Below are 26,693 nucleotides of genomic sequence, written 5' to 3'. Positions count from 1 at the left end.
CAATTACCCTAAATCAACAAAATCATCGTTATTAACGCACCATTTCTCTACTCTCAACAATTTTCATTTGATAACTTATGTGTTGTGCATAATGAATCAAAAGTCTAAATAATCAGAGCGGTGAGCTAATCCTCGCCGCTCCTTTTACACTTAGGCTGTTGCTTCTGTTTCCTTAAATTTCAGTTCTATTTGTAAGTGGTAGTTCGCATGCCGTTCTGTTATAGGTTTCTCTTGTTCACTACAGTTATAGTAGTAAAAATGCAACACTGTGTCTTTCGCTTCAACTAAGCTTATGTTGTATATTAGTACACGTGGCTCAGCACCTTTTATTTTGGAATCCATGGGAGCCAGATACTCTTTTCTTGCTTTGCTAGACTTAACACCTTCTTGTTTATTGGGAAAGTCCCAGTTAAGGATAAGTGAACCATCTGACAAAACAATTTCCCAATCTGTTCGTGCTGTATCTGCCTGCACAGTAATCGTTTCATTAACAGTTTTTGGATTTCTTGTTGTCAATCGTGCATCTGAATCCTTAAAATCTGAATTCTTAAAAACAGGTAGCTCATATTTATCTCCGTTAATTAACAGCACCTTCTGTGGTGTGTAGCCATTAAAGCGTGGGAAATCCTTCCACGTCAATTTCTTAGGTGCTAACAATTTATACAGCAAGAAAATTCCTATAAGCCCAAGACAAATACAACCTAGAATTCGAATGTTTCTACGCATTTCATATTGCCTCCCCTTCTAAATTATGTTCAATCTATAATACCAATTACCCTAAATCAACAAAATCATCGTTATTAACGCACCATTTCTCTACTCTCAACAATTTTCTATTTGCTACTTTATACACTATGCATAGTGGCTCTAACACTTGTAAACCCACAATTATGCTATACAAAGTAATTGTGGTTAGACATTCGTTGCTAATTCACCCTATAATTAAATAAATAGATAATTTATATAAGCAATCAGGCTTATACACCCTTTAGCAGCTTGAAAGTGAGACATATATGTTATATCCATAAAACACAGAAACCCGTTTGGTCATAGACTTGTCAGGCCTTTGGCAATTTGCAATCGACTCTGAAGATGGCTCCATACAAGCCGTCCAAGCACTTCAGAACCCTTTAAATATTGCTGTCCCTGCCTCATTTAACGACCAATTTCCTTATGACAAAATCAGACGGCATGCTGGCTATTTTTGGTATGAACGAAGATCCCAAATCCCCAGCTACCTAAAAAGTGAGCAAATTTTCCTACGCTTTGGCTCCGCTACCCACAATGCTTGGGTCTACCTAAATGGTGAAGAAATTTGCCAGCATAAAGGAAGCTTCACACCCTTTGAAGTAGAAATTCAAGATAAAGTCAAAATTGGTCCAAACCTCCTCCAGGTTCGCCTGAATAACCTGCTTGACCATAGTTGCTTACCTGTCGGCAACTACAGTCAAACTAAAGATACTAATGGTCATATCCAGCACCATGTCGATGAAAACTTCGACTTTTTCAACTATGCAGGCTTGCATCGCCCTGTCAAAATTTACACTAGGCCCAAAACCCACATTGGCAATATAAGCCTAAACTCAGATATTAACTTTACTAAGCAAACAGCCACTGTCCATGTAACTGTTGAAACAAGCGGTAACTTTGCCGAAATTAGCTATCGGCTCTTAGATGCTAACGACAAAGAAGAAGCTAGCTATACAGCAGCTAAATCTAGTCCTAATGCTTTACAAACGGCCAATTTAGACTTAGAGCAAGTTAAACTCTGGCAACCACTCAATGCCTATCTCTACCAGCTAGAAGTCAATTTATATAAATCTGGGCAGCTAGTAGATAGCTATACTGAGCCATATGGAATTCGTAGCGTTAAAGTGCAAACGGCCAATTCAAAATCAACAATAAACCTTTCCACTTCAAAGGCTTCGGCAAACATGAAGATAGCTATGTGAACGGCCGTGGCTTAAACGAAGCATACAATGTTCTAGATATTGAGCTTATGAAAAAATGGGCGCTAACTCCTTAAGAAGCTCCCACTCTTCTTATTCGTAAGAAATGCTCAGGCTCTGCGACCAAGCCGGTAATTGTAGTCATTGGCGAAACAAGCGGAGTAGGCGTCATGGCTGGCTTCAATTTTAATGTCAACAACTTAGACAATATCATCATAAAAGGCATCTCCGACAACACTTTCAGCACATTTGAAACTAAATCTGCACATGAACAGGTTATTACAGAAATGATTCAACGAGGTAAGAACCATGCCTGCATCGTCATGTGGTCAATAGCGAATGAATCTGCCCAGTACGCTGAGGGAGCTCACGCTTACTATGAGCCACTATTCAAACTCGCTCATTCCTTAGATCCAGATAAACGTCCACTCACGCAAACCAACTTCTTACTCTCCCTACCAGAAACAGACAAATGCTCAGATCTCGCTGATGTCATCTGCCTAAACCGCTATTATGGTTGGTACCTGAACTCAGGCGATTTGGAAGCAGCCAAACAAGCCCTCCGTAACGAACTTAAAGCCTGGGAACAAAAGTATCCTAACAAACGATCATGTTCACAGAATATGGTGCTGACACTGTCGCTGGCTTCCATTCAGCCTACGCCGAGCCTTTCTCGGAAGAGTACCAGCTCGCATACTATCAAGCAAACTCAGAAATCTTTGATGAATTCAAACACTTTGTCGGTGAACAGCTCTGGAACTTCGCAGATTTCCAAACCAAGTTTGGCCTCTTTCGCATCCAGGGCAACAAAAAAGGCGTTTTCACTAGAGCTAGAGAGCTCAAAGCTGTCGTGCGTTATCTAACCGAGCGATGGCAAAGCATCCCGAATTTCAACTATAAAAATTTTAATCTGACAAATTTGCTTTTAATATAACTTGTTTAACTTATATAGCCTATATTAGACTATGTTAATGCTATATAAAGCATTGAGTATATCTTCAATGGCTCAGCTAATAACTGCGCCATTTACGCATACAAAAAGGCTTATGCCAAGCATAAGCCTTATAATTAGAAATTAATATCACAAGGATTAGAGATTAAAGCTGAATCTCTGCCATGGTTTCAAACCATCAACAATCTGCATCTCCTCATCAGAAATATGACCAACCACGTTACTACAGCCACTATTCGGCATATCCTTAAGCACAATCTGTACTTCACCTCTATATGTCTGATACAAACTACTTTCCAAAACGACATCGCCACGCTTTAAAGTTTCAGGCGCATTAAACAGCGGAATCTCAGCCTCACCATACTTAATACGCCCAACAGAAGAGCGAATCATATGTTCAGGGATATCACCACGCTTCATATGCTTTTCCTTAAAGACGATGTTTTTCGCAATCTCAGGTAACTCACAAGCAGCTGACACCTTAAAATTCACAATCTGCAAATTAACATTAGCCAAAGCTGCTAACTCGTCCTTGGTTGGGAAACAGTTACTGATGATAATATCATCAATGTAATTCAAAGCTACAAAATGCTTAAGTTGCACATCAATTGGCCAATTACGGTGCATCTCCAACGTTGGCAAACCTTCAGTTGTCGGCCAAGGGCCAAAACCATTAGCACAACTAATAAAAGCAGCCGTCCGTAAACCATAAGCCTTTGCCTTCAAGGAGCAACGCTCCAAGAAATCAAGCGTCAAGCCTGAATACTTGTGCGGATAAAAATTATGGCAAGCCAATAAGTGATAACAATCAGGCATGAAGTCCATAACAGTATCAAGCATATGCGTAGCATTACTTAAATTAAGTTCAATCTGCAACCCATATTGATTGTACGTCATTGCAGACTCAACAGCTCCACCAAAGCCCTGGTCCAAACGAATACCATCAGCCTCAATTTCATGGAAGAAACTCAAGTCCTTATAACTAATACCTAAATCCTTGAATACCTGCGGATTAACATCCAAAACAATCTCATAACCTAACTTATGGGCAGCTCTGTGAATATCAAGAAAATCTGCCTTAATTTGCTTAGGATCCTTCGGCACAGACAACAGACAGGAAAAAATCCTTTTTGCACCAATCTTACTTGCCGCCTCTAAATAATCAAGGATTTCAGCAACCGAACTCTTCTCTGGATAAATAGAAACACCTAAACGACGCATAAAACCTCCTATGGACATGAAGTCAATCAATACATATATTATGACAAAGCAAGAAAATTAAAGCAAGAAAAAAGGAGTCATTACTGACCCCTTAAAGCGCCTGGTGGGGGGCTCGAACCCTCAACCCTTCGGTTAACAGCCGAATGCTCTACCATTGAGCTAACCAGGCATAAGCACTTACGCGCTTATTATATCACAAAATATAATTGTTAGAAAAAATCCGGCGAAAACCTATTTTCCCGGGCCGTCTCCAGCCAAGTATCTTCGGCACAAAGGAGCTTAACTTCTGTGTTCGGAATGGGAACAGGTGTGGCCTCCTCGTTATCTTCACCGGAATGGTAAGGGTGAAACACCCTCAAAACTACACAGAGCTCTTAGTAAACTCTATAACTTCCTCAAGTTCTTCGTCATCTTTAAGACTACTCTCTTTTGAAATTGTGGTCAAGTCTTCGATCATTAGTATCTGTCCGCTACGTACATTACTGTCTTCCACTCCAGACCTATCAACCTGTTTGTCTTTCAGGGATCTTATAACCTTGAAGGTTTAGGAAATCTCATCTTGAAGGAGGCTTCACGCTTAGATGCTTTCAGCGTTTATCCCGTCCAAACTTAGCTACCCAGCTGTGCCATGAACATGACAACTGGTACACCAGAGGTTTGTCCATCCCGGTCCTCTCGTACTAGGGACAGCTCTTCTCAAATTTCCAACGCCCACAACAGATAGGGACCGAACTGTCTCACGACGTTCTGAACCCAGCTCGCGTACCACTTTAATCGGCGAACAGCCGAACCCTTGGAAGGGACTTCCCCTCCAGGATGTGATGAGCCGACATCGAGGTGCCAAACTCCCCCGTCGATGTGAACTCTTGGGAGGAATCAGCCTGTTATCCCCAGGGTAACTTTTGTCCGTTGAGCGACGGCAATTCCACTTTCTACCGCCGGATCACTAAGTCCTACTTTCGTATCTGCTCGACATGTACGTCTCGCAGTCAGGCTCCCTTATGCCTTTGCACTCGTTGCACGATTTCCAACCGTGCTGAGGAAACCTTTGAACGCCTCCGTTACTTTTTTGGAGGCGACCGCCCCAGTCAAACTGCCCGACTGCCATTGTCCCATTGCCAGATTATGGCAACTGGTTAGAAATTCAATATCATCAGAGTGGTATCCCACCGTTAGCTCCCTTGAATCTGACGACTCAAGTTCTCAGCTTCCCACCTATGCTGTACAGATAATATCGAATCCCAGTAACAATCTACAGTGAAGCTCCATGGGGTCTTTCCGTCTAGTTGCGGGTAACTTGCATCTTCACAAGTACTACAATTTCACCGGGTACGTTGTTGAGACAGTGCTCAAGTCATTACGCCATTCGTGCGGGTCAGAACTTACCTGACAAGGAATTTCGCTACCTTAGGACCGTTATAGTTACGGCCGCCGTTTACTGGGGCTTAAGTTCTATGCTTCGATTGCTCTAACATTTCCCCTTGACCTTCCAGCACCGGGCAGGCGTCAGCCCCCATACTTCATCTTTCGATTTAGCGGAGACCTGTGTTTTTGCTAAACAGTTGCTCGAGCCATTTCTCTGCGACCTAATTGCTTAGGCTCCCCTTCTCGCGAACTTACGGGGTTAATTTGCCGAGTTCCTTAACAACGCTTCTCCCGCTCGTCTTAGGATTCTCTCCTCATCTACCTGTGTCGGTTTACGGTACGGGCGCCTTTATACTAAATAGCAGCTTTTCTCGCCAGTGTGGAATCATTTACTTCGGTACTTTATTTCCCTCCTCATCACAGCTTGCCTTTGGATGCGTTCTTTACTACATCCCAGCTTCTCTGCTTGAACTCACTCTTTTTGCAGTGAGCTAAATTATCCTCCTGTGTCCCTGCCTCTCTTATACATATAACGGCGGTACAGGAATTTTGACCTGTTCTCCATCGGCTACGCCTCTCGGCCTCGTCTTAGGTCCCGACTAACCCTGGGCGGACGAACCTTCCCCAGGAAACCTTAGATTTTCGACGGCATAGATTCTCACTATGCTCTCGTTACTTATTCCAACATTCTCACTACTGATACATCCACATGTACTTCCGTTCATGCTTCTCCTGCTTACAGTACGCTCCCCTACCAATCTCTCGATTCCGTAGCTTCGGTATACAGCTTAGCCCCGTTTATCTTCGGCGCAAATTCACTCGACTAGTGAGCTATTACGCACTCTTTTAATGAGTGGCTGCTTCTAAGCCAACATCCTAGCTGTCTATGCAAACTCACATCCTTTTCCACTTAGCTGTAATTTAGGGACCTTAGCTGACGATCTGGGTTGTTTCCCTCTTGTCAATGGCACTTATCTGTCACTGACTGACTCCAATCTATATCTCTGCGGCATTCGGAGTTTGATAGGTTTCGGTAGCCTGGTAAGGCCCCTAGACCATTCAGTGCTCTACCTCCGTGAGACTTCTTTGATTGGGCTAGCCCTAAAGTTATTTCGGGGAGAACCAGCTATCTCCGGGTTCGATTGGAATTTCTCCGCTACCCACAAGTCATCACAACCTTTTTCAACAGATACGTGTTCGGTCCTCCAGAGAGTTTTACCTCTCCTTCAACCTGCTCATGGGTAGGTCACCCGGTTTCGGGTCTATAACAGCAAACTTTCCGCGCTTTTCACACTCGGTTTCCCTTCGGCTCCAGACCTTTAGTCCTTAACCTCGCTCACTGCCATAACTCGTTGGACCGTTCTACAAAAAGTACGCTATCGAGCCTTAACGCTCTCTAACTGCTTGTAAACACAGGGTTTCAGGTTCTTTTTCACTCCCCTCCCGGGGTTCTTTTCACCTTTCCTTCACAGTACTTCTTCTCTATCGCTCACCATGTAGTATTTAGGCTTAGAGGGTGGTCCCCCTTCCTTCCTGCAAGATTTCTCGTGTCTCACAGTACTCCGGATCCTACTTCGTTGCACTCGCTTTCGCCTACGCGACTATTACGCTCTTTGGACTCAGCTTTCCTTCTGCTCATTCGACTAGCTTATGCATTCGTTTTTGTAGTCCTTACCCTGAATAACCGTAGTTACTCAGTTTGGCCTCTTCCGCTTTCGCTCGCCACTACTTACGGAATCTCGTTTGATTTCTCTTCCTGAGGCTACTTAGATGTTTCAGTTCACCTCGTCTCACCGCATAACACTATGTATTCATGTTATGCTGATCTAGCTCTTAACTAAACCGGGTTTCCCCATTCGGATATCTACGGATCAATGGATATGTGCTCCTACCCGTAGCTTTTCGCAGCTTGTCACGTCCTTCTTCGTCTCATGGTGGCAAGGCATTCACCCTGCGCTCTTTGTAACTTGACCTTTCTTGGTTCTTCGTCGTAAATCTTAATAGATGACATCCTTAAAACTTGCAGTCCAGTTATACTCTTTATGCAAGACCTTTTTCTCGTTTGTCTTCAATTTGTTTACTTTATTCTCTCTATGTAGTTGTCAAGGTGCTTCTCGTCGTTGCCAACGATGCTCAAGTGTACTATAAAAGTACAATGGAGACAAGGAGGATCGAACTCCTGACCCCCTGCTTGCAAGGCAGGTGCTCTCCCAGCTGAGCTATGCCCCCATTATCAAGGTTCTAAACCCTGAAGATTGAACAGTGCTTCCATGAATGTAACGTCTGATTTAATCAGATCGACCAAACTCTGTTAGTTCCGTGTTGAACTAACATGTTCTCCTTAGAAAGGAGGTGATCCAGCCGCACCTTCCGATACGGCTACCTTGTTACGACTTCACCCCAATTATTTACCCCACCTTAGGCAGCGCCCCCATTGCTGTTAGACTACTGACTTTGGGTGTTGTAAACTCTCATGGTGTGACGGGCGGTGTGTACAAGACCCGGGAACGTATTCACGGCAGTATGCTGACCTGCCATTACTAGCAATTCCGACTTCATGCAGGCGAGTTGCAGCCTGCAATCCGAACTGAGACTGCGTTTGGGGATTGGCTTGTAGTCGCCTACTTGCTTCCCTCTGTCGCAGCCATTGTATTACGTGTGTAGCCCAGAACATAAGGGGCATGATGATTTGACGTCATCCCCACCTTCCTCCGTTTTATCAACGGCAGTCTCAATTGAGTGCCCATCTTACTGCTGGCAACAATCAATAGGGGTTGCGCTCGTTGCGGGACTTAACCCAACATCTCACGACACGAGCTGACGACAACCATGCACCACCTGTCTCTCTGTCCCCGAAGGGAAAACTTTATCTCTAAAGTCGTCAGAGGATGTCAAGTCCTGGTAAGGTTCTTCGCGTTGCTTCGAATTAAACCACATAATCCACTGCTTGTGCGGGTCCCCGTCAATTCCTTTGAGTTTTAACCTTGCGGCCGTACTCCCCAGGCGGAATACTTATTGTGTTAACTACGCCACAGAAGGGGTCGATACCTCCTACAGCTAGTATTCATCGTTTACGGCGTGGACTACCAGGGTATCTAATCCTGTTTGCTCCCCACGCTTTCGCGCCTCAGCGTCAGTTACTGTCCAGATAGCCGCCTTCGCCACCGGTGTTCCTCCTAATATCTACGCATTTTACCGCTACACTAGGAATTCCACTATCCTCTCCAGCACTCAAGCTAAACAGTTTGTAATGAACCCCAAGGTTAAGCCTTGGATTTAAACATCACACTTATCTAGCCGCCTACACGCCCTTTACGCCCAGTAAATCCGGATAACGCTCGCCACCTACGTATTACCGCGGCTGCTGGCACGTAGTTAGCCGTGGCTTGTTCTACAGGTACCGTCACTTTCTTCGTCCCTGTCCAAAGAATTTTACAACCCGAAGGCCTTCATCATTCACGCGGCGTTGCTGGGTCAGGCTTTCGCCCATTGCCCAATATTCCCCACTGCTGCCTCCCGTAGGAGTCTGGGCCGTGTCTCAGTCCCAATGCGGCCGTTCGACCTCTCAGTCCGGCTACTGATCGTCGCCTTGGTAGGCCGTTACCTTACCAACTAGCTAATCAGACGCGAGCCCATCTCCCACCAGATTGCTCTTTTGATGTGCCAAAGATGCCTTCAGCACATATCATGCGGTATTAGCAACGGTTTCCCGTTGTTATTCCCCTGTAAGAGGTAGGTTGCTCACGTGTTACTCGCCCGTCCGCCACTAAGTTAATTCAATTCTTCAAGCAAGCTTGCTTCCTTAAATCAACTCCGTTCGACTTGCATGTGTTAAGCACGCCGCCAGCGTTCATCCTGAGCCAGGATCAAACTCTCAACAAATACTCATTGAGAGCCTTTTGGCTCTTATTTACTTATCTCATTTTTATCCGTCATTCGACGGAAATCCATTCACTTGCGTCACTGTTCAATTTTCAAGGTTCAGGCCCCTCGCCTGAGGTGCTTTGCTATAATACACCCCAATCTCCTTTTAGGTCAACTTTTATACCCGTTTTTCATTCACTTTCTGGTATTGTTACTTTCCTTACGGGTGTTTTGGCCTGAATCACCGTTGCATTTCTTTTACCTAATTTAACAACGTTTTTTCACTTTTCACTTGTAATCCAATAAATCGCAAAATATTATCTTTCAGGCTTTACCTAATTGTGATTTTAGCTTGATCTGCTCTTAATCCCCCATCCCCTTCGATCTCATTCAGATGTGATATTTAGTGGTTCGGATCATCTAAATGCCTCTTAGCTGAATTACTTAATATGTCTCTATGGTACAGTTCTACAAACGTTCCGGTCGCAATCCATAATATTCTCCTAGTCTTAATCTATATTCTTTGATTCTCAATGGTGAAATTATATTTCCGCCGTTGTAACCTTTATTAACAGCAAACTATCTGAGTACTCAGGTTCATGCACTTGATTTGGATTTAGCTAAACACTTCCACGTAAATTCAGCCTATAATCAATCTAATGCGAATAACTGGTAGAGAGTTATGTAATGCAAGAGAGGTGCATAATGAATCCAACTAACATTAAAAAGTCGCTGAAACGTTTCTTTAAGTATCTGTTTATATTCTTCAGTCTTGCATGGGCTGTTTCCTTTTCCTTGTTCTTTTTCATACAAAGGAACAGCAACGAAACGTTTTTACTCAATATCTCAGGTTTGCAACTTAGCTTATTCAAATCATTCTATATTCTATCAGTGCTAGCACTTATTTGGTTTTGTAAACTGCTCAAATGGGCCTGGTTAAGAGTAAAACATTTGTTTTCTAAAGTTTTGCTAGTCATATCTACAGTCATCGTCATTGTTTTTATGTTTTTTAATTCTTTAGTCTGGCTAGTTGAGCCAAGTTATTACGAATTTGTCTCCCCTGAGGGAAAGTATTCTCTAGTAGTTTCAGAATCTGCTCTATTTACAACTTCAATCAAAATATATGAGCGTAAAAATTTTTTCTTCATAAATATAATAAATTCTGACATCTACCTAGACGATTGTTTTTCGCCTATGGCTGAGCAGAACTATAATGTCAGCTGGAATCAAGCTAGCGTCGATTTGGCACTTAAGGTTAACAATAAAGACGAATGGGCGAGCGCTACCATTCCTTTCGATCATAACGACATACAAATGCTTGAATTCAAGTATTTCAATCTAGAAGGCAATTTAACGCCAGAAAAAGCTAAGAGCTATGTTTATCCTACCTATGGATCAAACATGAAGCTGACGCCCCAGGCGAAGCTAGAGCAGGCTCTAAAAAGCCTCTCTAAAGATGAGATTGTAGAAGTTCCTAATTCCAATTTAGCTATTATTCCAGTGGATTATGCCATGGCAGCGACCCAATGGTTTTTGTGTCAAACGGATGGCAAGAAATATAACTACACCTCAGAATTGCCATCTACTTATCCCATCGTTATCCCTAAGCTAAATGCAAGGGGAACTGTTTTTCTGGAATTTAAAGATATTTATTCTAATTCGATTTACTTCAAAGAAGACGGTCCAAGCTTTCAGCACTGGGTAAAAATTACTAAGGCAGAAATGCCTCAGAATTAAAACACAGCCCGATTCTATTAGGCTCAAGCAAATCAAGTCAACGCCATTATCAAAAGCTCAATCAAGTATAAGCCGTGCTAGTATTTTGCTTAAACTTAGCATGCAAAAACTATTTCTTATTCTTGCTTTTTCGTTTGATTTCGAAGCCCATCTTTTTGCCTTGTGCATTAATTTTGTTCTCACCAGTTAGATAATTAATATCTACGCCCGTTTGGACATTATAGACAAAGACATTGAACTTTACGCCAGCTCCGCCATCTTCAACTGAAAGTGCCTCCATCTGGACACCATCTGCAACTAAGTTGTTTTCGTTGTAATCAAAGTAACCAAATACCGGCGTAACGCGATATTGGACGTGATTATTCGTTTGTTTAATATAGTGTTTCACCTTATTCTCATAAGGTAACATGCCATCAACATTGAACATGGCAGTCCCTGTCATCAGATTCTCCTTGGTGGCATTCTCGCCGCACAATTGATGCGCTATGAGATGAGCTCTTGTATATAGCGCTTGCTGTTCAATAAAGCTATAGAAGCCTTGATGCCAACCACTTGGTATAACTTGTCTGATTGACTTACGCTTATCCCTAGGTAGCGTTTCTGGTCCTAGCAACGCCTCAGCTGAGCCTACACGGCCTAATTCATCCAAATCTGAAAAGACATAGTAGGCTTGAAAATTGTCAACCAAATTAGCAAAAATCGGTTCATTATCGTTAATTAGCACGGATAATTTGCCCGTGTAGCGGGGTATGTAAAACGCCTCATCTTCTAATTCATACGAATTATCATTTGGCTTGAGCGGATTAGCTGTTACTTTAACTTCCGTGGTTTTGGCTTCCGACGCTTCTACACGGCTCTGTACATAACGAAAGTCACGGGCGCTTGGCAATGTAACGTTAGGCTTATTAGCTGGCTGCTCTTTCGAAAAGAATAATGAGCCTAATAAGCCTAAGGCTAAGATAGCACCACTGAAAATTCCTTTAATCTGCCGTTTGCGCATTTCATACCTCTCACATTCAAGTCATTTCGCTCTCTTTATCTCTACTTTGCCATATCGAAAGCAAATTGCAAGCTCTAAAAAAATTCAAAAATTCAAAAATTCGCATTTTTTCACGCCATACTTCACTATGTTTCTAAATATGAGTAGTTAAAACTTGCAAGTGACTTTGAAGTTCGTTGCAAACATATGCCTTGCCATTAAATTATTTTTCCACCACCCATAAGCAATAAAAAACGCTCTTTTTAGGAGCGTTAGAAGTTTCAAGTATGGTGGCGCTTGCGCTGCCTTAAATTAGCTAAATTGACATTGCGTAATATACCTAAGCTGAGGTAAGCATAGAGCGGTACATTGAACACTTGGCGTGATAGAGTGCGCAAGAAGAAATAAATAAATGTACCTTGACCATATAAAAGCGACCTCGATATAGAAACAATTAGCACGCTGGTTATAAATTGACCAATCGCAATAGCTAAAAACATCTGCCAATAGTTACAGTCTTTAAAGTCAACCGTTTGATGCTTTGTTTTATTTTTCAATTGCCAGATGTATTGAACTATGAAAGCTGGTATAAAGCCAGTTAAGGCTGATGTTATTACATAAATCGGGCTAAATTGTCCACCTGGTCTTATGATAAAGCCTACTAAATCTGTCAGCATGCCAGCGATAAAGCCATGCACTGGGCCTAAGCTAAAGCCAGCCAAAATAATAGGAAGGCCGCCAAAGCTGAAATAGCCCGCTCTGACGGTATTAATTACAACGCCAAAGGCAACAAATACGGCGATACTGGTCAAGTCAAAGGTGCTAAATCGTAATTTATTAGCTTGGGGCTGTACTTCTGCAAGTTTAGGTGTATGTTTAACCTTATGACAACTATAAGCTAGTAAATAAGCCAATAAGGCAGCTCCAGCTATAAGTAAACAACTGTATCTGGTGAGGTTCATTTGATAAGCACTAAATGCTTTGATAAAAGCTGGATAAGCTTTCTTATTCACATGCGGCAAAATCGGTTGCCAGTTCAAATACGCTAAGCCCAAGCTCGTGCTAATTGCGGTCATCAAAGCTGCCGTCCTTGCATCTAAGCGGATACTTAACATGACGATTGCCAAAGCTGTTAGAGCTACGCTGGCATAAAGCTGCCTACTATTAGGGGCAGCCAAACTATAAATCAAGATAACATTACTACATACTAGCCAAAGCATCTTAGCCAGCTTAGCATGTCTAGGACGCGCCAAATCAGACATTATATCAACTCCTTCTGTTTATCTGTTCAAATAGAGCAAGTAAACATAAAAGCAAAGGAGCTTAAATTGGCTTACAGATTTGAACAGGAACGCAATTATTCACCGCGAAAGATCTAAGTCTCTCTTCGTGTTAGTCAAACGTTCTTTGCCTAACCACTTTACGCAAACAATCTACACTGTTTTTTAATACACTAGCACACGCTCTTGCTGCGCGCAATAACTAAATTAGCAATGTTATCATTTGGCCAAATAAATTTAATAAATACTAATTTAGCAATCATAAGCAAAGCCCCAGGCGTAAGGCCCAGGGCTAGTGATTTTGCTATAGATTCGTGTCTGTTTGTTCTAAAAGCGTCTGTTTATTCTGCAAGCATCCGTTTAATAACGGCATTTGCTTCGTAGTAAATGCGTTCAACGTCAGGCATTAACGGATAATTGCCATTTTCATAGACAATTTTGCCATCTATCATTGTCAATTTCACGTTAGACTTATTACCAGCATAAACAATATTTTTGACGATGTTGTTCAAGGGTTGCATATTTGGTTGCTGCAAATCAAGCACGCACAAGTCTGCCAGTTTGCCTGGTTGCAAGCTATCAGCCTCATTTAGGCACATAGCTTTGGCACCATTTGAGCAAGCCATGCGCACAACACTTTCTGCTTTGATTGCGGAAGCATCTTTTTCTTTGAGTTTGGCTAAGACATTCAAGAGATACATTTCTTTGAACATATCCAAGCTATTGTTGCTAGCTGGGCCATCAGTACCAATTGCGATATTGATATTGCGTTTTTGTAGTTCTGAAATTGAAGGTATGCCGCTAGCCAATTTGCTGTTAGAGGCGGGGTTACTTACAACAGTTAAATGCCGTTTTTGGAAAATGTCCATATCCTTATCATCAAGGTATACACAGTGGTAACCACCACCGCCATAGTTGTAGATACCAAGCTGGTCAAACAGTTGTGTAGGCGTCAAGCCGTTGTAGCGTTCTTTGCAGCCTTCTACTTCTGAGAAAGTCTCGGAGTTATGTGTATAAACTGGCGCTTCTAATTCTTCTGCTAATTTGGCGATGCCCTCTAAAAGTTCCAAAGGGCAAGTATACTCAGCATGAAAGCCCAAGTGATAATTGATGAGCGGATGATAGTCGTTAAAGCGTAAGTAGTTGGCTTTTTGTTCTTCTAAAGTCGGGCCAAACTTGTTCAGGCCAGATACCATAACCGAGCGGAAGCCCATGTCGATGCAGGCGTTGGCATATTGTTCCGGGAAGAAATACATATCAAAGGCAGCTGTAATGCCAGAGCTTAGATACTCTAATATGGCTAATTGGGTACACCAATAAATGTCACTTGGCTTAAGCTGTGCCTCTCTAGGAAATATCTGTTTTTCTAGCCAGTCTAATAATGGCATGTCGTCTGCTAAGGAGCGCAAAAATGTCATTGCTGAATGGGTATGTGCATTCTTAAATCCAGGCAAAATCAAGTTGCCACATAAGTCAATTTCGCGTGTAAAGGCGGGTCGACTTGACTCTTCTACCTTAGGACCAACGTAAGTTATTCGCTTATCCTCTGTCCATAATTCACCCTCGATCAGTTGTTCATCATCAACTAAAGATAAAATTCTTGCATTGTAGAAACGAATTACCATGTGTTTTCCTCACTCTCAATTTGCGCTAAAGCACTTGCCTGATTATACCGCCAAAAGAAAATTAAAAGCAAAAGCGTAACTCAAAGCCTGTAACGTACATGACGGCATACGCAAATAGTCTTAGGTTCACCAGTTCCAAAAGTAGTATGTAAAGCCGCTACACCCATACACAAGCCAAATTTTAGCTATCTGAAAATTTAGTTATGCGCCATCTCTTTGATAGCTTCGGTTACTAAGCGCTTAAAAATACGGCCCACTAAATTAGCCGTCTTTTTGACGTCATCGTCGCTTAACTTGCTTGCCGATAAACCAGCTGCCAGATTAGAAATACAAGATATGCCACAAACTTGCATGCCCATATGGCAGGCTGTAACAGCTTCGCAAGCTGTACTCATGCCAATTGCATCGCCACCTAAACGCTGAAGCATTCTAACTTCCGCTGGGCTTTCAAAATTAGGACCTGTGGTTTGTACGTAAACGCCTGTCTGCAATTTAATCTCTAACTTCTTAGCAACATCTAATAGAAGTTGCTGCAATTTCTTGGTATAAATCTCAGACATGTCTGGGAAGCGTTCGCCTAATTCAGCGGCGTTGGGGCCGATTAAGGGCGATGGTACGAAATTCATAATTTGGTCGGTGATGAGCATTAAATCACCAGCTTTGAAGTTGGGATTAGCGCCGCCAGCTGCATTGGTGACAAACAATGTCTCGGCCCCCATCTCGTGCATCAAGCGAGTTGGCAGAACTACTTCTTCCATCGAATAGCCCTCGTAGTAATGCACACGACCTTGCATGATAACAACTGGTACTTCACCGATATAGGCAAAAACGAAGCGGCCTTTGTGGCCTGGAACAGTTGAAACTGGGAAATTAGCAATCGTATTGTAGGGAATAGTTGCTTTGACCTCTACTTCATCAGCAAGTGAACCTAGGCCTGAGCCAAGAATCAAGGCCACTTTGGGCCTAAAAGGCAGCTTGTTTGCGATACTTTCATAACAAGCTCTTACCCGTTCATATATTTTATTCATCTTGAAATCTCCTCTCAACCGAACTTATATTTATAAAGAACTATTTAAGCATATTGGTTATAATTGCCAGCGTCAATAATCGTTTTGCCCGCCCCAATCATATACTCATAAATATCAGGCGCCACTTTAGCAACCATAGCATCGGAAACTAAGCAATCAACATCAGCAAAGCTAGAAATGACGTACGGCCCATGTTGCTGAAATTTTGTCTCATCAGCCAATAAAACATATTGCGCCGCTCTTAAAACTACAGTCTTACGTACACGTGCCTCACCCTGCATTGAATCTGTAATTCCCGCAGCTAAATCTACACCCGTTGCACTGATAAAAGCTGTAGAAATATAATATTCAGATAATTGCTCCTGTAACAAGTCGCCTTGAAAGGATAGCGAGTCTTGCTGAAATTCACCACCTAATAGCACAAGACGTATCTCGTTGTTTGTCGCCAAGACGCGCGCTATTTCTAGAGAATTCGTTATAACAGTTAGGCGTTTACCGCAGTCAAAAATGGCTTTGGCTAAATTGTAAGCGGTGCTGCTTGAATCCAAAAAAATTGTATCTCGATTCCGAATTAACGGTAGGCAACGTTGAGCAATCAAGGCTTTCTCGGCGCACATGATCTTACTTCTAACTGAAAAAGGTGTTTCGTTACCGTAGCCATCATTCAAGTAAGCCCCACCATGTACTCGACGCAGCTTGTGTTCTTTCTCAAGCTTCTTCAAATCATTGCGGATAGTCTCCTCGCTAACGTTCAACTGACGACTTAAGTCATTGACTAAAACGACTTTTTCGCGTTTCAAAATTGCCATTATATAGTCACTACGCTCAAGTGCGTGAAACTTAAATATCTCATTACAAGTGATGCTATCTTCCGATTTCTGCATTGTATATTCCTTACTTTTATCCAATCGCTTCTATAAAGTATAACAGAGGCATATATAATTTCAACATATTTAGCTATGATTAGTCAAATCTTTTTGTGCATGTTGCGGGATAAAGCTAAACATATCAGCTTCATTTGCTTATTTTTCGTTAAAAAGGAAGCGAGCTAAAAAGCTCACTAATTTAAGCCTAATTTTATTTTTTCGCTTGGGCTAGCTGATAATCACGCAGCACCTGCCTGATATAATCAGCGCCATTAGAATCTGTCATAGTCAATAAATTTAAGAAAGCAGCGGGATATTGAAAGTATTTAGCTTTGCCCTCAAACATCACTTCGATGTAAGCGCCTTTAATGCTACGAATCCGCCCATAGCCCAAATTGATATGGTGGACTTCTTTACCAATCAAACTGTACATATCTTCTCCTTGGCAAAATGCTCGCTAAAGTATTGCCCTACCAATGGTAATACCTTGTGTAAAGCTAGGCCAGATTTCAAAGTAAGCTCTAATTCTCTGTCGGCATCTTCTTTTGTTGCAATCTTAATGGAATTAGTCATAGCTTCTAAATTCGAAAAAGTAACTCGCACTGCTAACTCAGTTAATTCTGTCGCTGCTTGCAAAGCTTGCGCCCAATCAGCCACTTTAAGCCATGTGCCAATTAAAATACTAGCAAAGAAATCACCTGTACCTGAAATTTGCCGACAGCTTGTCTTAGCTAGCGGCATTGATTGCCAGTTAAAATCCTGCTTGAGTAATTTGCCGTGGCAATAGAAGTAATTTCGACCTTTTCCATCTAAAAGCGTATCTGAAGTTAGAGAGAAGCCTTTTAGAGCAACAACAGTTGTTTTAGGTAGATTCATAGCCTTTAACAAAGCTGCTGCTTTTTCATCAGCTAAAGGTGCTGTTAAGTGCTGCAATTTGGCATATTCACTTAATGGCGCTTGAGCTAATAACAGTGCTTCGGTTAAATTCGGGCTTATAAAGTCAACTAGCTTGCTCAACTTGGAGATAGCTTGAACGACCTCATTGCCCAAATTGCTGTATAACCTAGCATTGTCGCCCAAAACTGGATCTAATGCTAAGAAGCAATCTGGGAAACTGTCTTTGAATTTGTATATTTCGCTGTATAATTCGCAACTTGGTACATAGCCTAACAATAAGGCTCTTGGTTTGATCCCTAAAGCTTTGTACTGTTCAACTGTATCAGCTAAATTATTGGCACAAAGTTGCCGTTTCAAGCCTGGATAGGCGCTTGAACTAGTCATAACTACACTAGCAATTGGCGCTACTCTAAGGCCTAACATCTGTGTAGTTGGCAAACTAACTTGAAGCGAACATGCACCTACACTTGTCAGGGCCTGATAAATTGCGAGATCGATCACTATTAATCTCCTAAATAGCGACAGCAAATAGCTTTTAAGTTCACAAAGTTAGCACTATTGCCTGCCATAATATATGTCTTACCTAATTTCAAATAGTCATGGTTCGTATGTACTTCGCCGCCTGCCTCTTTAACAATCAGACTAGCTGCAGCATAATCCCACAAACTAACACATGCTTCATAAAAAGCATTATGTTCATTGGCTGCTAGGTAGCACAAATCAGCAACGCAGGAGCCTGAGCGACGCAAATCTAAGCTTGCTTTGAACAACCCACACAAGCACTCAAAGTTGCGCTCAGCTATCGTTTTGTCATATGGAGCTGTACCGATAGCCAACAATGATTGTTCCAAAGGTCTTGTTTCCATATGGAGTTGCTTGCCATTCAAGTAGGCCCCCTGCCCCTTAATAGCTGTAAATAAATCATCTCGATAAGGGTTGTAGCAACAAGCTAAAACTGTTTGTTGCTGGTAGGCCAAAGCAATTGAAACAAAGGATAAATGGCGATGGAAAATATAATTACTCGTTCCATCAATTGGATCTACGATCCAAGCATAGCCCATGGGTAGTTCGGGATTATTTTGCTCCTCAGCGATAAATTCAGCTGGTATAGCAATTTTCTCAAGTTGCAATTTGATCAATTGCTGTGTCTGCTTATCGACATTAGTAACCAAATCTGAATTGGAACTCTTGCTGTCAATTCTTTCAATGGCTGCCTGTTTGAAATAGCGGCCAGCTGCTATGGCACAGTCCTTCACCTGTGGTAGGATGGCGTTCAAATTAAATTCTTCCATATATTCTCCAACTTTGCGTATTAGTAATTTAAGGTATTAGGTTGAGAATCAAGTGCGCCCTTATATAAGGCCTTTAGGACAATAAAGGCACTTGAATTAATTCTTTTACTTAATTGTTCAGCGCTAGAATTTTCCAGCAATTTAGTGTAATTATCAAAATTAGTACCCGCAATTAAGCCATTACTTTCAGAATAAAGGCGACTATCTGTCTGCTTGATTTCTTCAAGATTTTTACCAAAATAATTCCAGCTTTCAATATAGACTGTGTCTATACCTGCTTCATCAAAAACACGATAATCCGACGTATTCAGAGTAAACTCACGATATACAACGTTCTCGGCCTTGTTCAAAGGTGAGGCAACCATAAAGCCTGCCTGATTGGTGTAAATCGACTCAAATGGACTATGTTTCGAACCTAAACCTGCTTCCAAAGCCAAGTCAACGATTTGATAAACTGGCAAGCGACGCTGATATTTCTCTTCTTTGTTTAAGGAGTTCCAGCCACTGTGAGCATACAAACGGCTGCCACCAAAGATATTACGCAATTCGTATACAACTGATAAATGTTCCTTTTCAGCTGCGCTCAGGCTATTCAATAGCGTCTGTGCGCCTTCTGTCTGGTTGCTGCATAGCGCAACCAGCACAACGTCATAGCCTATCTTCTGGGTTTTTAATTGTTTAGCTAAAGTTAAAAGCGCGCCGATAGAAGCAGCATTATCGCTCAAGCCGTTAGCTTCTGTTACATTCTCACCGCTAACTGTCGTATAGCGCGCCATCACAATTGCAGCTCCTTCACGCTGGCCAAGGTGTTTGCCTAAAGCTAATTTACGTGCCTTGGAGTAATCTTTACGATTGTAGCGCAAGCCGTAACCTGGGATTTTCACAATTACGTTATCACCTAGCCCCGAAACTGCTTGCAGTTCTGGCTGATAGCCTAATTTTTGAAATTCTTCATTAATAATATCTGCCGCCTGCTTACAAGCACTTGAGCCAGCTGGTCTAGCACCTAGGTCTGTCAAGCGTTTGGCTATCTCAGCGCCATAATCTGACTTGGCCCAGCCTAAATCTTGGGTTCGTTTAGAACGACAAGCTGTAAGCGTCAAAACAGATACCATCAGCCAACATAAAAGGCGACTAAAAATTCCCACCTGATGTAGCTGTATTCTTTTGTTATTCTTCTTATTCGTCTGCATATGTAGCCTATTCTACCCTAGTTTAAGGGCTTTGTGCAATTGTTTCTGCCAATGCTGCAAATAATAATAAATAAAGCTGTCCAAGATATGATCAACTATATGAGCTGTTAAGCATACCAGAATTACAATAATTAGCAACAGAGTTAAGGATGAGCTATTGGCCATAAACTGCAAATTTGTCATTTTGACCATTAATTGAGCTAAAGCGAGCTGACTAAAATACAATAATCCGCCTAAAGTAATAAATGTGTATATTAAGAAACAGATACTTTTAGCCAGCAATAAAGGAATATGTGTATCTAGTTTGGCTAATTTAAGCTGTAAAAAGAATTTAACTAGTGGCCAGGTTCCCACGATTATGATATAGCCTAAACAAAAGGGAATTTGCAAAATAAGCCAAGCCAGGATTGAACTAACGATATAATATTCAGCAGCTAATTTGAAGCCAAATTCTAAAATAAGTAAGCTTTCCATGCCCATAAGGGCAAAATAAATGACACCATCTTTGAGTGGGCTCATTTTGGCGAATAAAAAGAGAATGGCTGTCAGAGCAGCCATCAAACTTGTAAAAACGAAACTTGCTAAATTATGTTTAGTTGGCACAACTACACCCTCATCTCAGCAACAAGTACACAGATCGCCGCCCATGCACTCGCAACAGGAGTCTAGGCAACAAAGCAGCGATAAATCGCCACAGCAGCTTCTCTGATAACCGTTGTAGTAATTATTGGTGGTATAACCATAATCACGTTGTTGATAAGGCTGTTGACCAGAACAAGGGTCGGCTGCTTGATATTGTTGGCCGTATTGACCAGTTGGTGTTTGGCCATATGTTTGCTGACCACCTGTTTGGTATGTGTTGCTACGGTTCGTCTGACTGTAATTATTAGCACCTATGAGTTCATCATAGGCCTCATTAATCTCATTCAGCTTGTCTGCTGCTAAATCAGCTAAAGGATTGCCCGCAAAATTGCTTGGCTGATATTTACCTGCAAGTTCACGATAAGCTGCCTGAATCTCAGCCTTACTAGCATTCGGCGTCACGCCTAAAACTTGATATGGATTCTTGCCATTTTGCATATTGCTGCCTGCCTTTCGTTAATTAGCTAGATTATAACACAGCCAGCCGTCAGCTTAAACGTTCAGTAGCGTAAGCAGCCCTAAGTATACGCATATCATGACCAACTTTTATTTCCAGGTTGCCAATCTTCCATACAAATGGCATTATTTGGAGCTTGCAAGTTACTTTAATGTTATAGTTTCCTGCTTCTTTAGTATTTAATGTCACAGTGGGAAAATCTTTTCTAATCGCGTTCTTCCATAAGCAGCATAATTCTGCATTAGAAATTGGAGTTGCTAATTGCTTAGATAGGATCATTAAGTGGTACTTCTAGGCTTTTATATGGCACTACAATAGAAATATCATTGCTTAGAAAACGGCCTTGCTCTGGCATACCTATTATGCCAGTTGTACAAGTATAAGTTTCAGCTTGTTTTTCATCAGCTACAGCAAATTTTTTAATAAGCTTATTTTTGCAAACAAAGCCTAGCAAACTTACAATCAGCAAACTGAAAAGACAGATATAAAACAGCTTCTTATGCTTAAACTTCCGCATAACTTTCCCCATAACTTAGCTTTTAGCCGTTTTGAAAGCTAAAGTACCCTCAAAAACTCTTTTCTTTATGATACATGAGAATTGTCCTAATTTGGGCAATATGCGCCTATATTCTGTACTTATCTTTCCCTGTCAGGCACTTTACTTTATAATTGACTGAAATGAAACAAGGAAGTTAGACATGTACGGCTATATTCGTTTGCTCAAGGCAAAGCCAAATGACGAGGAAGATTTCAACACTTACAGAAGCATCTATTGCAGCCTCTGCCATAGCTTAGAAATGAATTTCGGGCAAATTCCGCGTTTCCTTTTGTCTTACGACCTGACATTCATGGCCTTATTGGCAGATTCACTTAGCCTGTATGAAGATACGCAAATAGATATGCAAGCTAAAGCTAAACATTGCTGGCAAAAACTCGGTAAAGTCACACCTGTCTTTGGCAATCGGTCTTATTTAGATTATGCAGCTAATGTCAGCCTTTTGTTAGCAGAGCAAAAATTATTAGACGACAAATTAGACAAAGAGCATTTACCGAGAAGATTGTTGAGTCAAGTTTTGTTTAAGCAAGCTTTCTGGCAAGCTAAGCAAAATTATCCGAAATTAGCTTCTATCATCGAGGCTAACATGCAGGCATTTAATGCTATGGAGAGTAAGCTAAAAGGTGCAGATAGCACGTCTATGCTAAATAGCACAAGCATGCCAAATAGCCAATTAGAACTTGTTGATACAAATCCAAGTTGTTTCGTCAAGCAAACTTGTCTAAAGCAACTTATAAATTGCTTAGAGCCACTCAAAGCTTACGCCCCTCAAGCTGTACATTTGAGCTTGCAATTTGCTGAAGTTTTGGCCCAAATTTTTAGTTATCTGCCATTAAGTGTCGATATTATTCAAAGGCCAGGTGCAACACCTAATTCTATTTTGCAATCAAATAGGCAACCACTTTCTGCCTGTTTGGGTGTCATTGGTGCCTATCTAGGCGCATGGCTCTATCTTGTGGATGCGCTAAGTGATCTAGCTAGTGATATAAATAGTGGGCATTTCAACATTTTGCTCGCATCTAAGGATTATTCCGAGCTTAGGCCAGTTTTAAAGCAGCAAATGCAAAAGTTACCGCTTTTTAGGCAAAAGAAATGGCAAGCTAAGCATTTTAGCTGGAAAGAAGCACATAAATTAACAGCTAGTGCCAATAAAATAAGCAATTTAATCTTAGCTAGCTCAAGCAGCCTAAAAAATTTGCAAGCTACGCTTGATGCCAGCATGGCTCTTTTGCCGTACCAAAGGTCTGCCAGATTGGTAGCTAAAGTTATACAATTAGGTTTAGATCACAGTCTTGAGCACAATAAATTGCTCCAAGCCTATATTTTCAATCTGCTGAAAGAGGCAGAATAAATGAAGCAGCAAAAACTAGTTTATAAAAGCAGCACCTAAGGATGTAGTTTCGGCCTTTTTGGCAAATTCAGAAAGCAACTATAACGTCAACATATAATGGTACGTCTTAAATTAGCTTGCTTTTTCGTGCAGATTTAGTCTTTTTGAACTTGCTTTTTCGTGCAAATCCGGCAATTATCGTCCGCATGCCTCTTTGGATAAATTCCGCAAACATTTTTCAGATGTAATTGGCAACTCTTATATCCTCTACACCAAAGATATCATGCTGAAAGACAATATCATCCACCTACCACTTCTATATGGCCGAATTACTCTAAGCCATGTATTGTTCGCCGTAAGCTACAAATTTTTTAGGCAAAATTAGCTAAAAATAACTTGCTCTAATTCTTTGGCTGTTTCAACAATGAAATTGGCTTTTGCTGCTTCTAGCTCAGCCCGTTTACGGAAACCCCATAGAACTCCGCAAGCTGTAACTTGGGCATTTTTGGCCAAATTCATATCAACATTTGTATCACCGACATGCAAAACTGTTTGAGCTTTGAAGTTATGCTCCGCCAAAAACGCATTCAAGGCTGTTGGATCTGGTTTTAGTTTATGCCCTGGTTTGTCGCCAATCACGAATGGGAAATCCACGCCTGTACCTGCATAAGCATTAGCTAGAACTGACTTAGCCACTAGCTCTTTTTTGTTGGTATATACCAAATATGGCAAATTAGCCTGCTTTAACTTTTGAAAGAGTTCAACTAAGCCTGTATATGGCTGTACCGCAAAGGAGCCTTCGGCTTTTAGGATAGCCACATAGCGCTGCCAAGCTTGCTCTAACCATTCATCTGTATACGAACCATAATGCACAAAGGCTAAAAGATCAATGACATGCTGTTTGGCGCCTTTCCCGACCAAAACTTTGTAATCAGCCTCATCAACTGGTCCTATGCCGAATTCAGCTAACCACATATTGCCTGCCCGAGCCAAACTCGGCAAGGTATTCACAATCGTGCCGTCCAAATCAAAAGAAATTAATTTATAGCGTGTCATCTCACACCTCACATGCTGCTAAATCTTGACGTAAATTACCTAAAAGTGGTTCAGATAAAGCTGGTAATCTATAGTCGCTGGCTAAATTGTATTTTCTTTGCAAAGCTAAGGCCAACAAATAATCGGCAAAGGCTGGATTTTTGGGCAAGAAGCTGCCATGCGCATAAGTGCCGAAGGTGTTTTTGTAGTGACAGCCCTCATAGCCATCTTCGCCGTTATTGCCGTTACCTTTCACCACTTTGCCAAACGCATAAAGTGCTTGGCAACTTAAAGCTGCCTGGTCAGCCTTGGCTTTAGCATCGACTTCATTAGCCTCATAGCTTGCTGTCCCCTCAGGTTCATTATTTGCAGACTCTCTATTTTCTGATTCGTCCAAGAAATAAGTCAGGCCACTATGATTTTCAAAGCCAAACATATGACGATCTTTCTCAGCCAGAGGCAATTTTTCGGCCACAAACTCAATATTTCCGATCAAACGTTTTTTCTGAGCTTGCGTATAAACTGGTAAAACTCCAATTCCCTTTGTCAGTTTGCCCTCGTTCGTTTTGTAATATTGGCCTAAAAGCTGATATCCACCGCAAATAGCTAGAAGAACGCCACCTTGCTCAATAAACTTGCGCAAAGGTTCGGCTTTTTTCTCAATCAAATCGAAGTGCATCGATGCTTGCTCTTGATCCTGGCCGCCACCAATAAAGACAAGATCGTAGTATGTCTCTATAAATTCATCGCCTATACTGATAGGTGATACGTTAAATGTTATGCCGCGCCATTCAGCACGTCTGCGTAAAGCCATGACATTGCCTTGGTCGCCGTAGAGATTAAGATATTCTGGATATAACCAGGCTAAGTTCAATTTAGCTGCTTTGAGATCAAAGTTCATCGTTACCACCTTTTATTAACGCCAAAAATCTGTCAAATTGTATTTTTTCACAAGATAGTCTCTAATTGCTAACATCGTTGTGTAGTTAGGCAAACAATACAGGCACTTACCCTTAGGCAATTTAGCTAAGGCCGCTTCCAATAAGTTAGCAAAATCAGGCATAACTTTGAGCTTATCTAATGGGAAATTAGCGTAATAAAGTCTTGTTGCCATGTCATTGCCACGCTCACCACCGATAAAGATCTGGTAATCTTCGCCAAGCTTAGCGCTAAAATCAGCTGCCTGCATGCCTTTAGATTCTAAGTCAATATCCCAAATCCAAGACACATCTTTGCCATCGTTGACATGAGCGTTCAAAGCTAAGCACAAGCTGCCTAAATCAGCCTGCGCTGCTACATAATTCCAAGCTAGTGTAAAGCCAGCTGGATTTTTGACTAAAATCATGCAAATGCTTCTGTCATTGTCAATCTTGATGCGTTCCATGCGGCCAAATGCAGCCTTGGTTGTACTAAGAGTTTGGGCTAAAGCAGGCAAGCTCGCACCTTTAGTTTGGACAATTAAGCCCTTACGTTGCCGTCTTTTCAAATAGACTTTGGCTGCTAAGAGTGCGCAAGCTGCATTGTAAGCATTGTGTTCACCCTCTATCGCCAAATTGGCGCTAACTGTTTGCTCGCCGTACTTGAAATCATACGTATTCTCAGTTTTAGAATCAGCTGATTTAGAGAAAGTCAAAGACGTATCTACATGGCGATAGTGACAATTAGGGCACTCATAAAAGCCTAGGTGGGCATAGCTGTAAGCTGAATAATTAAGTCTACTTCCACAAAAGAAGCAGAAAGTGCCATCGCCAAAGATGCTCGGGCTGCCTGGCTGCATGTTTGACTCATCCATGCCAAAGCAATAAAACTCGCCATTGTGGCAAGATTGTAGACTCATGCTCATGGCATCATCAGCACAGGTTACAAAAATTGCATCTGTCTGTTTATTAAGGCCATTACTAATCAATTTACGGGTGTTAGCCAATTCGCCATAGCGGTCAAGTTGATCTCTGAACAAATTCGTCACGACTGCCATCTGCCATGGCATCAACTTACCTAAGCGGCTGAAAAAAGCTTCGTCAATTTCCATCACAAAAACTAATTTCGACTGCTCTGGCTGCCAAGGTTCTTTTAATAGTTCTTGATAATGTTCAAGAAAGGCTGCGATAATGCCATCTTCCAAATTGGCGCCTGAAATATTAGTTACAACTTTTAAGCCCGCATTTTCCAGAATTTTCACCAGCAAACGCACTGTAGTTGTTTTGCCATTCGTACCTGTCACAAAGATAAGTTGCCTGTTTTCAGCTAAATAGCCTAAAAAATTAGGTACAAGCCGTTTGGCAATTTGGCCTGGGAAAGCTGTTGCGCCTCGATGCAAAATATTTCTTAAAAGCCAGCGACTAAGCATCGCCAAATAGGCTGCAAAATGGCACATTAATTGTTGCCCGAAACTAATATCTCTTCTAATTAATTTGGTCTGCATACT

General features: G+C 41.7%; 21 protein-coding genes, 2 tRNA genes, 3 rRNA genes, 1 pseudogene and 1 riboswitch. Of the genes and pseudogenes, 5 read left to right on the top strand and 22 right to left on the bottom strand.

From position 1 onward, the window contains the following. Positions 1-150 precede the first annotated feature (150 nt). Positions 151-726, bottom strand: coding sequence for a hypothetical protein (locus PYS62_RS01330; protein WP_066714135.1), 576 nt, complete (start codon positions 724-726; stop codon positions 151-153). 317 nt (positions 727-1,043) lie between these two features. Between PYS62_RS01330 and PYS62_RS01325 the strand changes: the two genes are divergently transcribed. The 3 genes and pseudogenes from PYS62_RS01325 (at position 1,044) to PYS62_RS01315 (ending at position 2,883) form a co-directional block, all read left to right on the top strand. Then, a complete protein-coding gene (locus tag PYS62_RS01325; RefSeq protein WP_315574117.1) occupies positions 1,044-1,952 on the top strand; it encodes a sugar-binding domain-containing protein in 909 nt (302 codons plus the stop codon). Beyond that, positions 1,895-2,485 (top strand): annotated as a pseudogene (locus PYS62_RS01320) (glycoside hydrolase family 2 TIM barrel-domain containing protein); the annotation flags it as partial. The gene PYS62_RS01325 and the pseudogene PYS62_RS01320, both read left to right, overlap by 58 nt. Positions 2,486-2,559: 74 nt before the next feature. Continuing rightward, entirely contained in the window at positions 2,560-2,883 is a 324-nt protein-coding gene (locus PYS62_RS01315; RefSeq protein ID WP_315574116.1) for a glycoside hydrolase family 2 TIM barrel-domain containing protein, read from the top strand. 156 nt (positions 2,884-3,039) lie between these two features. Here the strand turns inward: PYS62_RS01315 and PYS62_RS01310 are convergent, their stop codons facing one another. The 6 genes from PYS62_RS01310 to PYS62_RS01285 all read right to left on the bottom strand — a co-directional run bounded on the left by PYS62_RS01310 (position 3,040) and on the right by PYS62_RS01285 (position 9,369). Continuing rightward, on the bottom strand, positions 3,040-4,122 hold the full coding sequence (locus PYS62_RS01310) for a DUF871 domain-containing protein (protein ID WP_066714137.1): 1,083 nt from the start codon (positions 4,120-4,122) through the stop codon (positions 3,040-3,042). 97 nt (positions 4,123-4,219) lie between these two features. Further along, a tRNA-Asn gene (locus tag PYS62_RS01305) sits at positions 4,220-4,291 on the bottom strand. A gap of 49 nt (positions 4,292-4,340) precedes the next feature. Beyond that, positions 4,341-4,457: ribosomal RNA gene (rrf, locus tag PYS62_RS01300) — 5S ribosomal RNA — on the bottom strand. A gap of 102 nt (positions 4,458-4,559) precedes the next feature. Further along, positions 4,560-7,460: ribosomal RNA gene (locus tag PYS62_RS01295) — 23S ribosomal RNA — on the bottom strand. Between the two features lie 183 nt (positions 7,461-7,643). Beyond that, positions 7,644-7,716 (bottom strand) — tRNA-Ala (locus PYS62_RS01290). Positions 7,717-7,832: 116 nt separating this feature from the next. Then, positions 7,833-9,369, bottom strand: a 16S ribosomal RNA gene (locus tag PYS62_RS01285). Together the 16S, 23S and 5S rRNA genes with 2 tRNA genes alongside form the textbook arrangement of a ribosomal RNA operon. Before the next feature lie 933 nt (positions 9,370-10,302). On the opposite strand from PYS62_RS01285, the gene PYS62_RS01280 reads away from it, so the two are divergent. Next, positions 10,303-11,088, top strand: coding sequence for a hypothetical protein (locus tag PYS62_RS01280; RefSeq protein ID WP_156422984.1), 786 nt, complete (start codon positions 10,303-10,305; stop codon positions 11,086-11,088). Between the two features lie 109 nt (positions 11,089-11,197). Here the strand turns inward: PYS62_RS01280 and PYS62_RS01275 are convergent, their stop codons facing one another. From PYS62_RS01275 to PYS62_RS01220, 12 genes are all read right to left on the bottom strand, one after another. Continuing rightward, the gene (locus PYS62_RS01275) at positions 11,198-12,088 is read right to left on the bottom strand and encodes a DNA/RNA non-specific endonuclease (RefSeq protein WP_066714512.1); all 891 of its coding nucleotides are present in this window, start codon (positions 12,086-12,088) and stop codon (positions 11,198-11,200) included. A 260-nt stretch (positions 12,089-12,348) separates the two neighbouring features. Then, on the bottom strand, positions 12,349-13,329 hold the full coding sequence (locus PYS62_RS01270; RefSeq protein WP_066714514.1) for a folate family ECF transporter S component: 981 nt from the start codon (positions 13,327-13,329) through the stop codon (positions 12,349-12,351). An 82-nt stretch (positions 13,330-13,411) separates the two neighbouring features. After that, a riboswitch (THF riboswitch) is annotated at positions 13,412-13,510 on the bottom strand. A 178-nt stretch (positions 13,511-13,688) separates the two neighbouring features. Next, the gene (locus PYS62_RS01265) at positions 13,689-14,972 is read right to left on the bottom strand and encodes an amidohydrolase (protein ID WP_066714515.1); all 1,284 of its coding nucleotides are present in this window, start codon (positions 14,970-14,972) and stop codon (positions 13,689-13,691) included. A 197-nt stretch (positions 14,973-15,169) separates the two neighbouring features. Further along, the gene (locus PYS62_RS01260; RefSeq protein ID WP_066714516.1) at positions 15,170-16,000 is read right to left on the bottom strand and encodes a purine-nucleoside phosphorylase; all 831 of its coding nucleotides are present in this window, start codon (positions 15,998-16,000) and stop codon (positions 15,170-15,172) included. Between the two features lie 44 nt (positions 16,001-16,044). Further along, positions 16,045-16,884 (bottom strand): DeoR/GlpR family DNA-binding transcription regulator, encoded by an 840-nt coding sequence (locus tag PYS62_RS01255; RefSeq protein ID WP_066714518.1) that lies wholly within the window; start codon positions 16,882-16,884, stop codon positions 16,045-16,047. A gap of 193 nt (positions 16,885-17,077) precedes the next feature. Next, the gene (locus tag PYS62_RS01250) at positions 17,078-17,299 is read right to left on the bottom strand and encodes a hypothetical protein (protein WP_066714520.1); all 222 of its coding nucleotides are present in this window, start codon (positions 17,297-17,299) and stop codon (positions 17,078-17,080) included. Next, positions 17,287-18,264 carry a bifunctional hydroxymethylpyrimidine kinase/phosphomethylpyrimidine kinase gene (locus tag PYS62_RS01245; RefSeq protein WP_066714522.1) on the bottom strand — a complete coding sequence of 326 codons (978 nt, stop codon included), beginning with the start codon at positions 18,262-18,264 and terminating at the stop codon, positions 17,287-17,289. Before PYS62_RS01245 ends, PYS62_RS01250 begins: the two co-directional genes overlap by 13 nt. A 2-nt stretch (positions 18,265-18,266) precedes the next feature. Then, on the bottom strand, positions 18,267-19,055 hold the full coding sequence (locus PYS62_RS01240) for an inositol monophosphatase family protein (protein ID WP_066714524.1): 789 nt from the start codon (positions 19,053-19,055) through the stop codon (positions 18,267-18,269). A 20-nt stretch (positions 19,056-19,075) separates the two neighbouring features. Further along, complete coding sequence (locus PYS62_RS01235) at positions 19,076-20,248, bottom strand: M28 family peptidase (RefSeq protein WP_156422985.1); 1,173 nt, start codon at positions 20,246-20,248, stop codon at positions 19,076-19,078. A gap of 12 nt (positions 20,249-20,260) precedes the next feature. Then, positions 20,261-20,851, bottom strand: coding sequence for a hypothetical protein (locus PYS62_RS01230; protein ID WP_066714528.1), 591 nt, complete (start codon positions 20,849-20,851; stop codon positions 20,261-20,263). Positions 20,852-20,866: 15 nt separating this feature from the next. Continuing rightward, the gene (locus PYS62_RS01225; RefSeq protein ID WP_066714530.1) at positions 20,867-21,328 is read right to left on the bottom strand and encodes a J domain-containing protein; all 462 of its coding nucleotides are present in this window, start codon (positions 21,326-21,328) and stop codon (positions 20,867-20,869) included. Between the two features lie 284 nt (positions 21,329-21,612). Continuing rightward, positions 21,613-21,864, bottom strand: coding sequence for a hypothetical protein (locus PYS62_RS01220; protein WP_156422986.1), 252 nt, complete (start codon positions 21,862-21,864; stop codon positions 21,613-21,615). A 181-nt stretch (positions 21,865-22,045) separates the two neighbouring features. On the opposite strand from PYS62_RS01220, the gene PYS62_RS01215 reads away from it, so the two are divergent. Beyond that, positions 22,046-23,254, top strand: a complete 1,209-nt coding sequence (locus tag PYS62_RS01215) for a DUF5685 family protein (protein WP_066714539.1) — start codon at positions 22,046-22,048, stop codon at positions 23,252-23,254. Between the two features lie 360 nt (positions 23,255-23,614). On the opposite strand, the gene PYS62_RS01210 is transcribed toward PYS62_RS01215, so the two are convergent. From PYS62_RS01210 to PYS62_RS01200, 3 genes are read right to left on the bottom strand one after another with little or no spacing between them, the layout of a single operon-like run. Next, on the bottom strand, positions 23,615-24,289 hold the full coding sequence (locus PYS62_RS01210) for an HAD family hydrolase (RefSeq protein WP_066714541.1): 675 nt from the start codon (positions 24,287-24,289) through the stop codon (positions 23,615-23,617). Between the two features lies 1 nt (position 24,290). Then, entirely contained in the window at positions 24,291-25,169 is an 879-nt protein-coding gene (locus PYS62_RS01205; RefSeq protein ID WP_066714543.1) for a type 1 glutamine amidotransferase, read from the bottom strand. Between the two features lie 15 nt (positions 25,170-25,184). Next, entirely contained in the window at positions 25,185-26,690 is a 1,506-nt protein-coding gene (locus PYS62_RS01200) for a Mur ligase family protein (RefSeq protein ID WP_066714545.1), read from the bottom strand. Positions 26,691-26,693 lie beyond the last annotated feature (3 nt).

This window comes from Amygdalobacter nucleatus, assembly GCF_029167365.1.
In the GTDB taxonomy this organism is placed as follows: domain Bacteria; phylum Bacillota; class Clostridia; order Saccharofermentanales; family Fastidiosipilaceae; genus Amygdalobacter; species Amygdalobacter nucleatus.
Note: the sequence above shows the minus strand (reverse complement) of the source record. Positions and strands in the feature narration are given on the sequence as shown.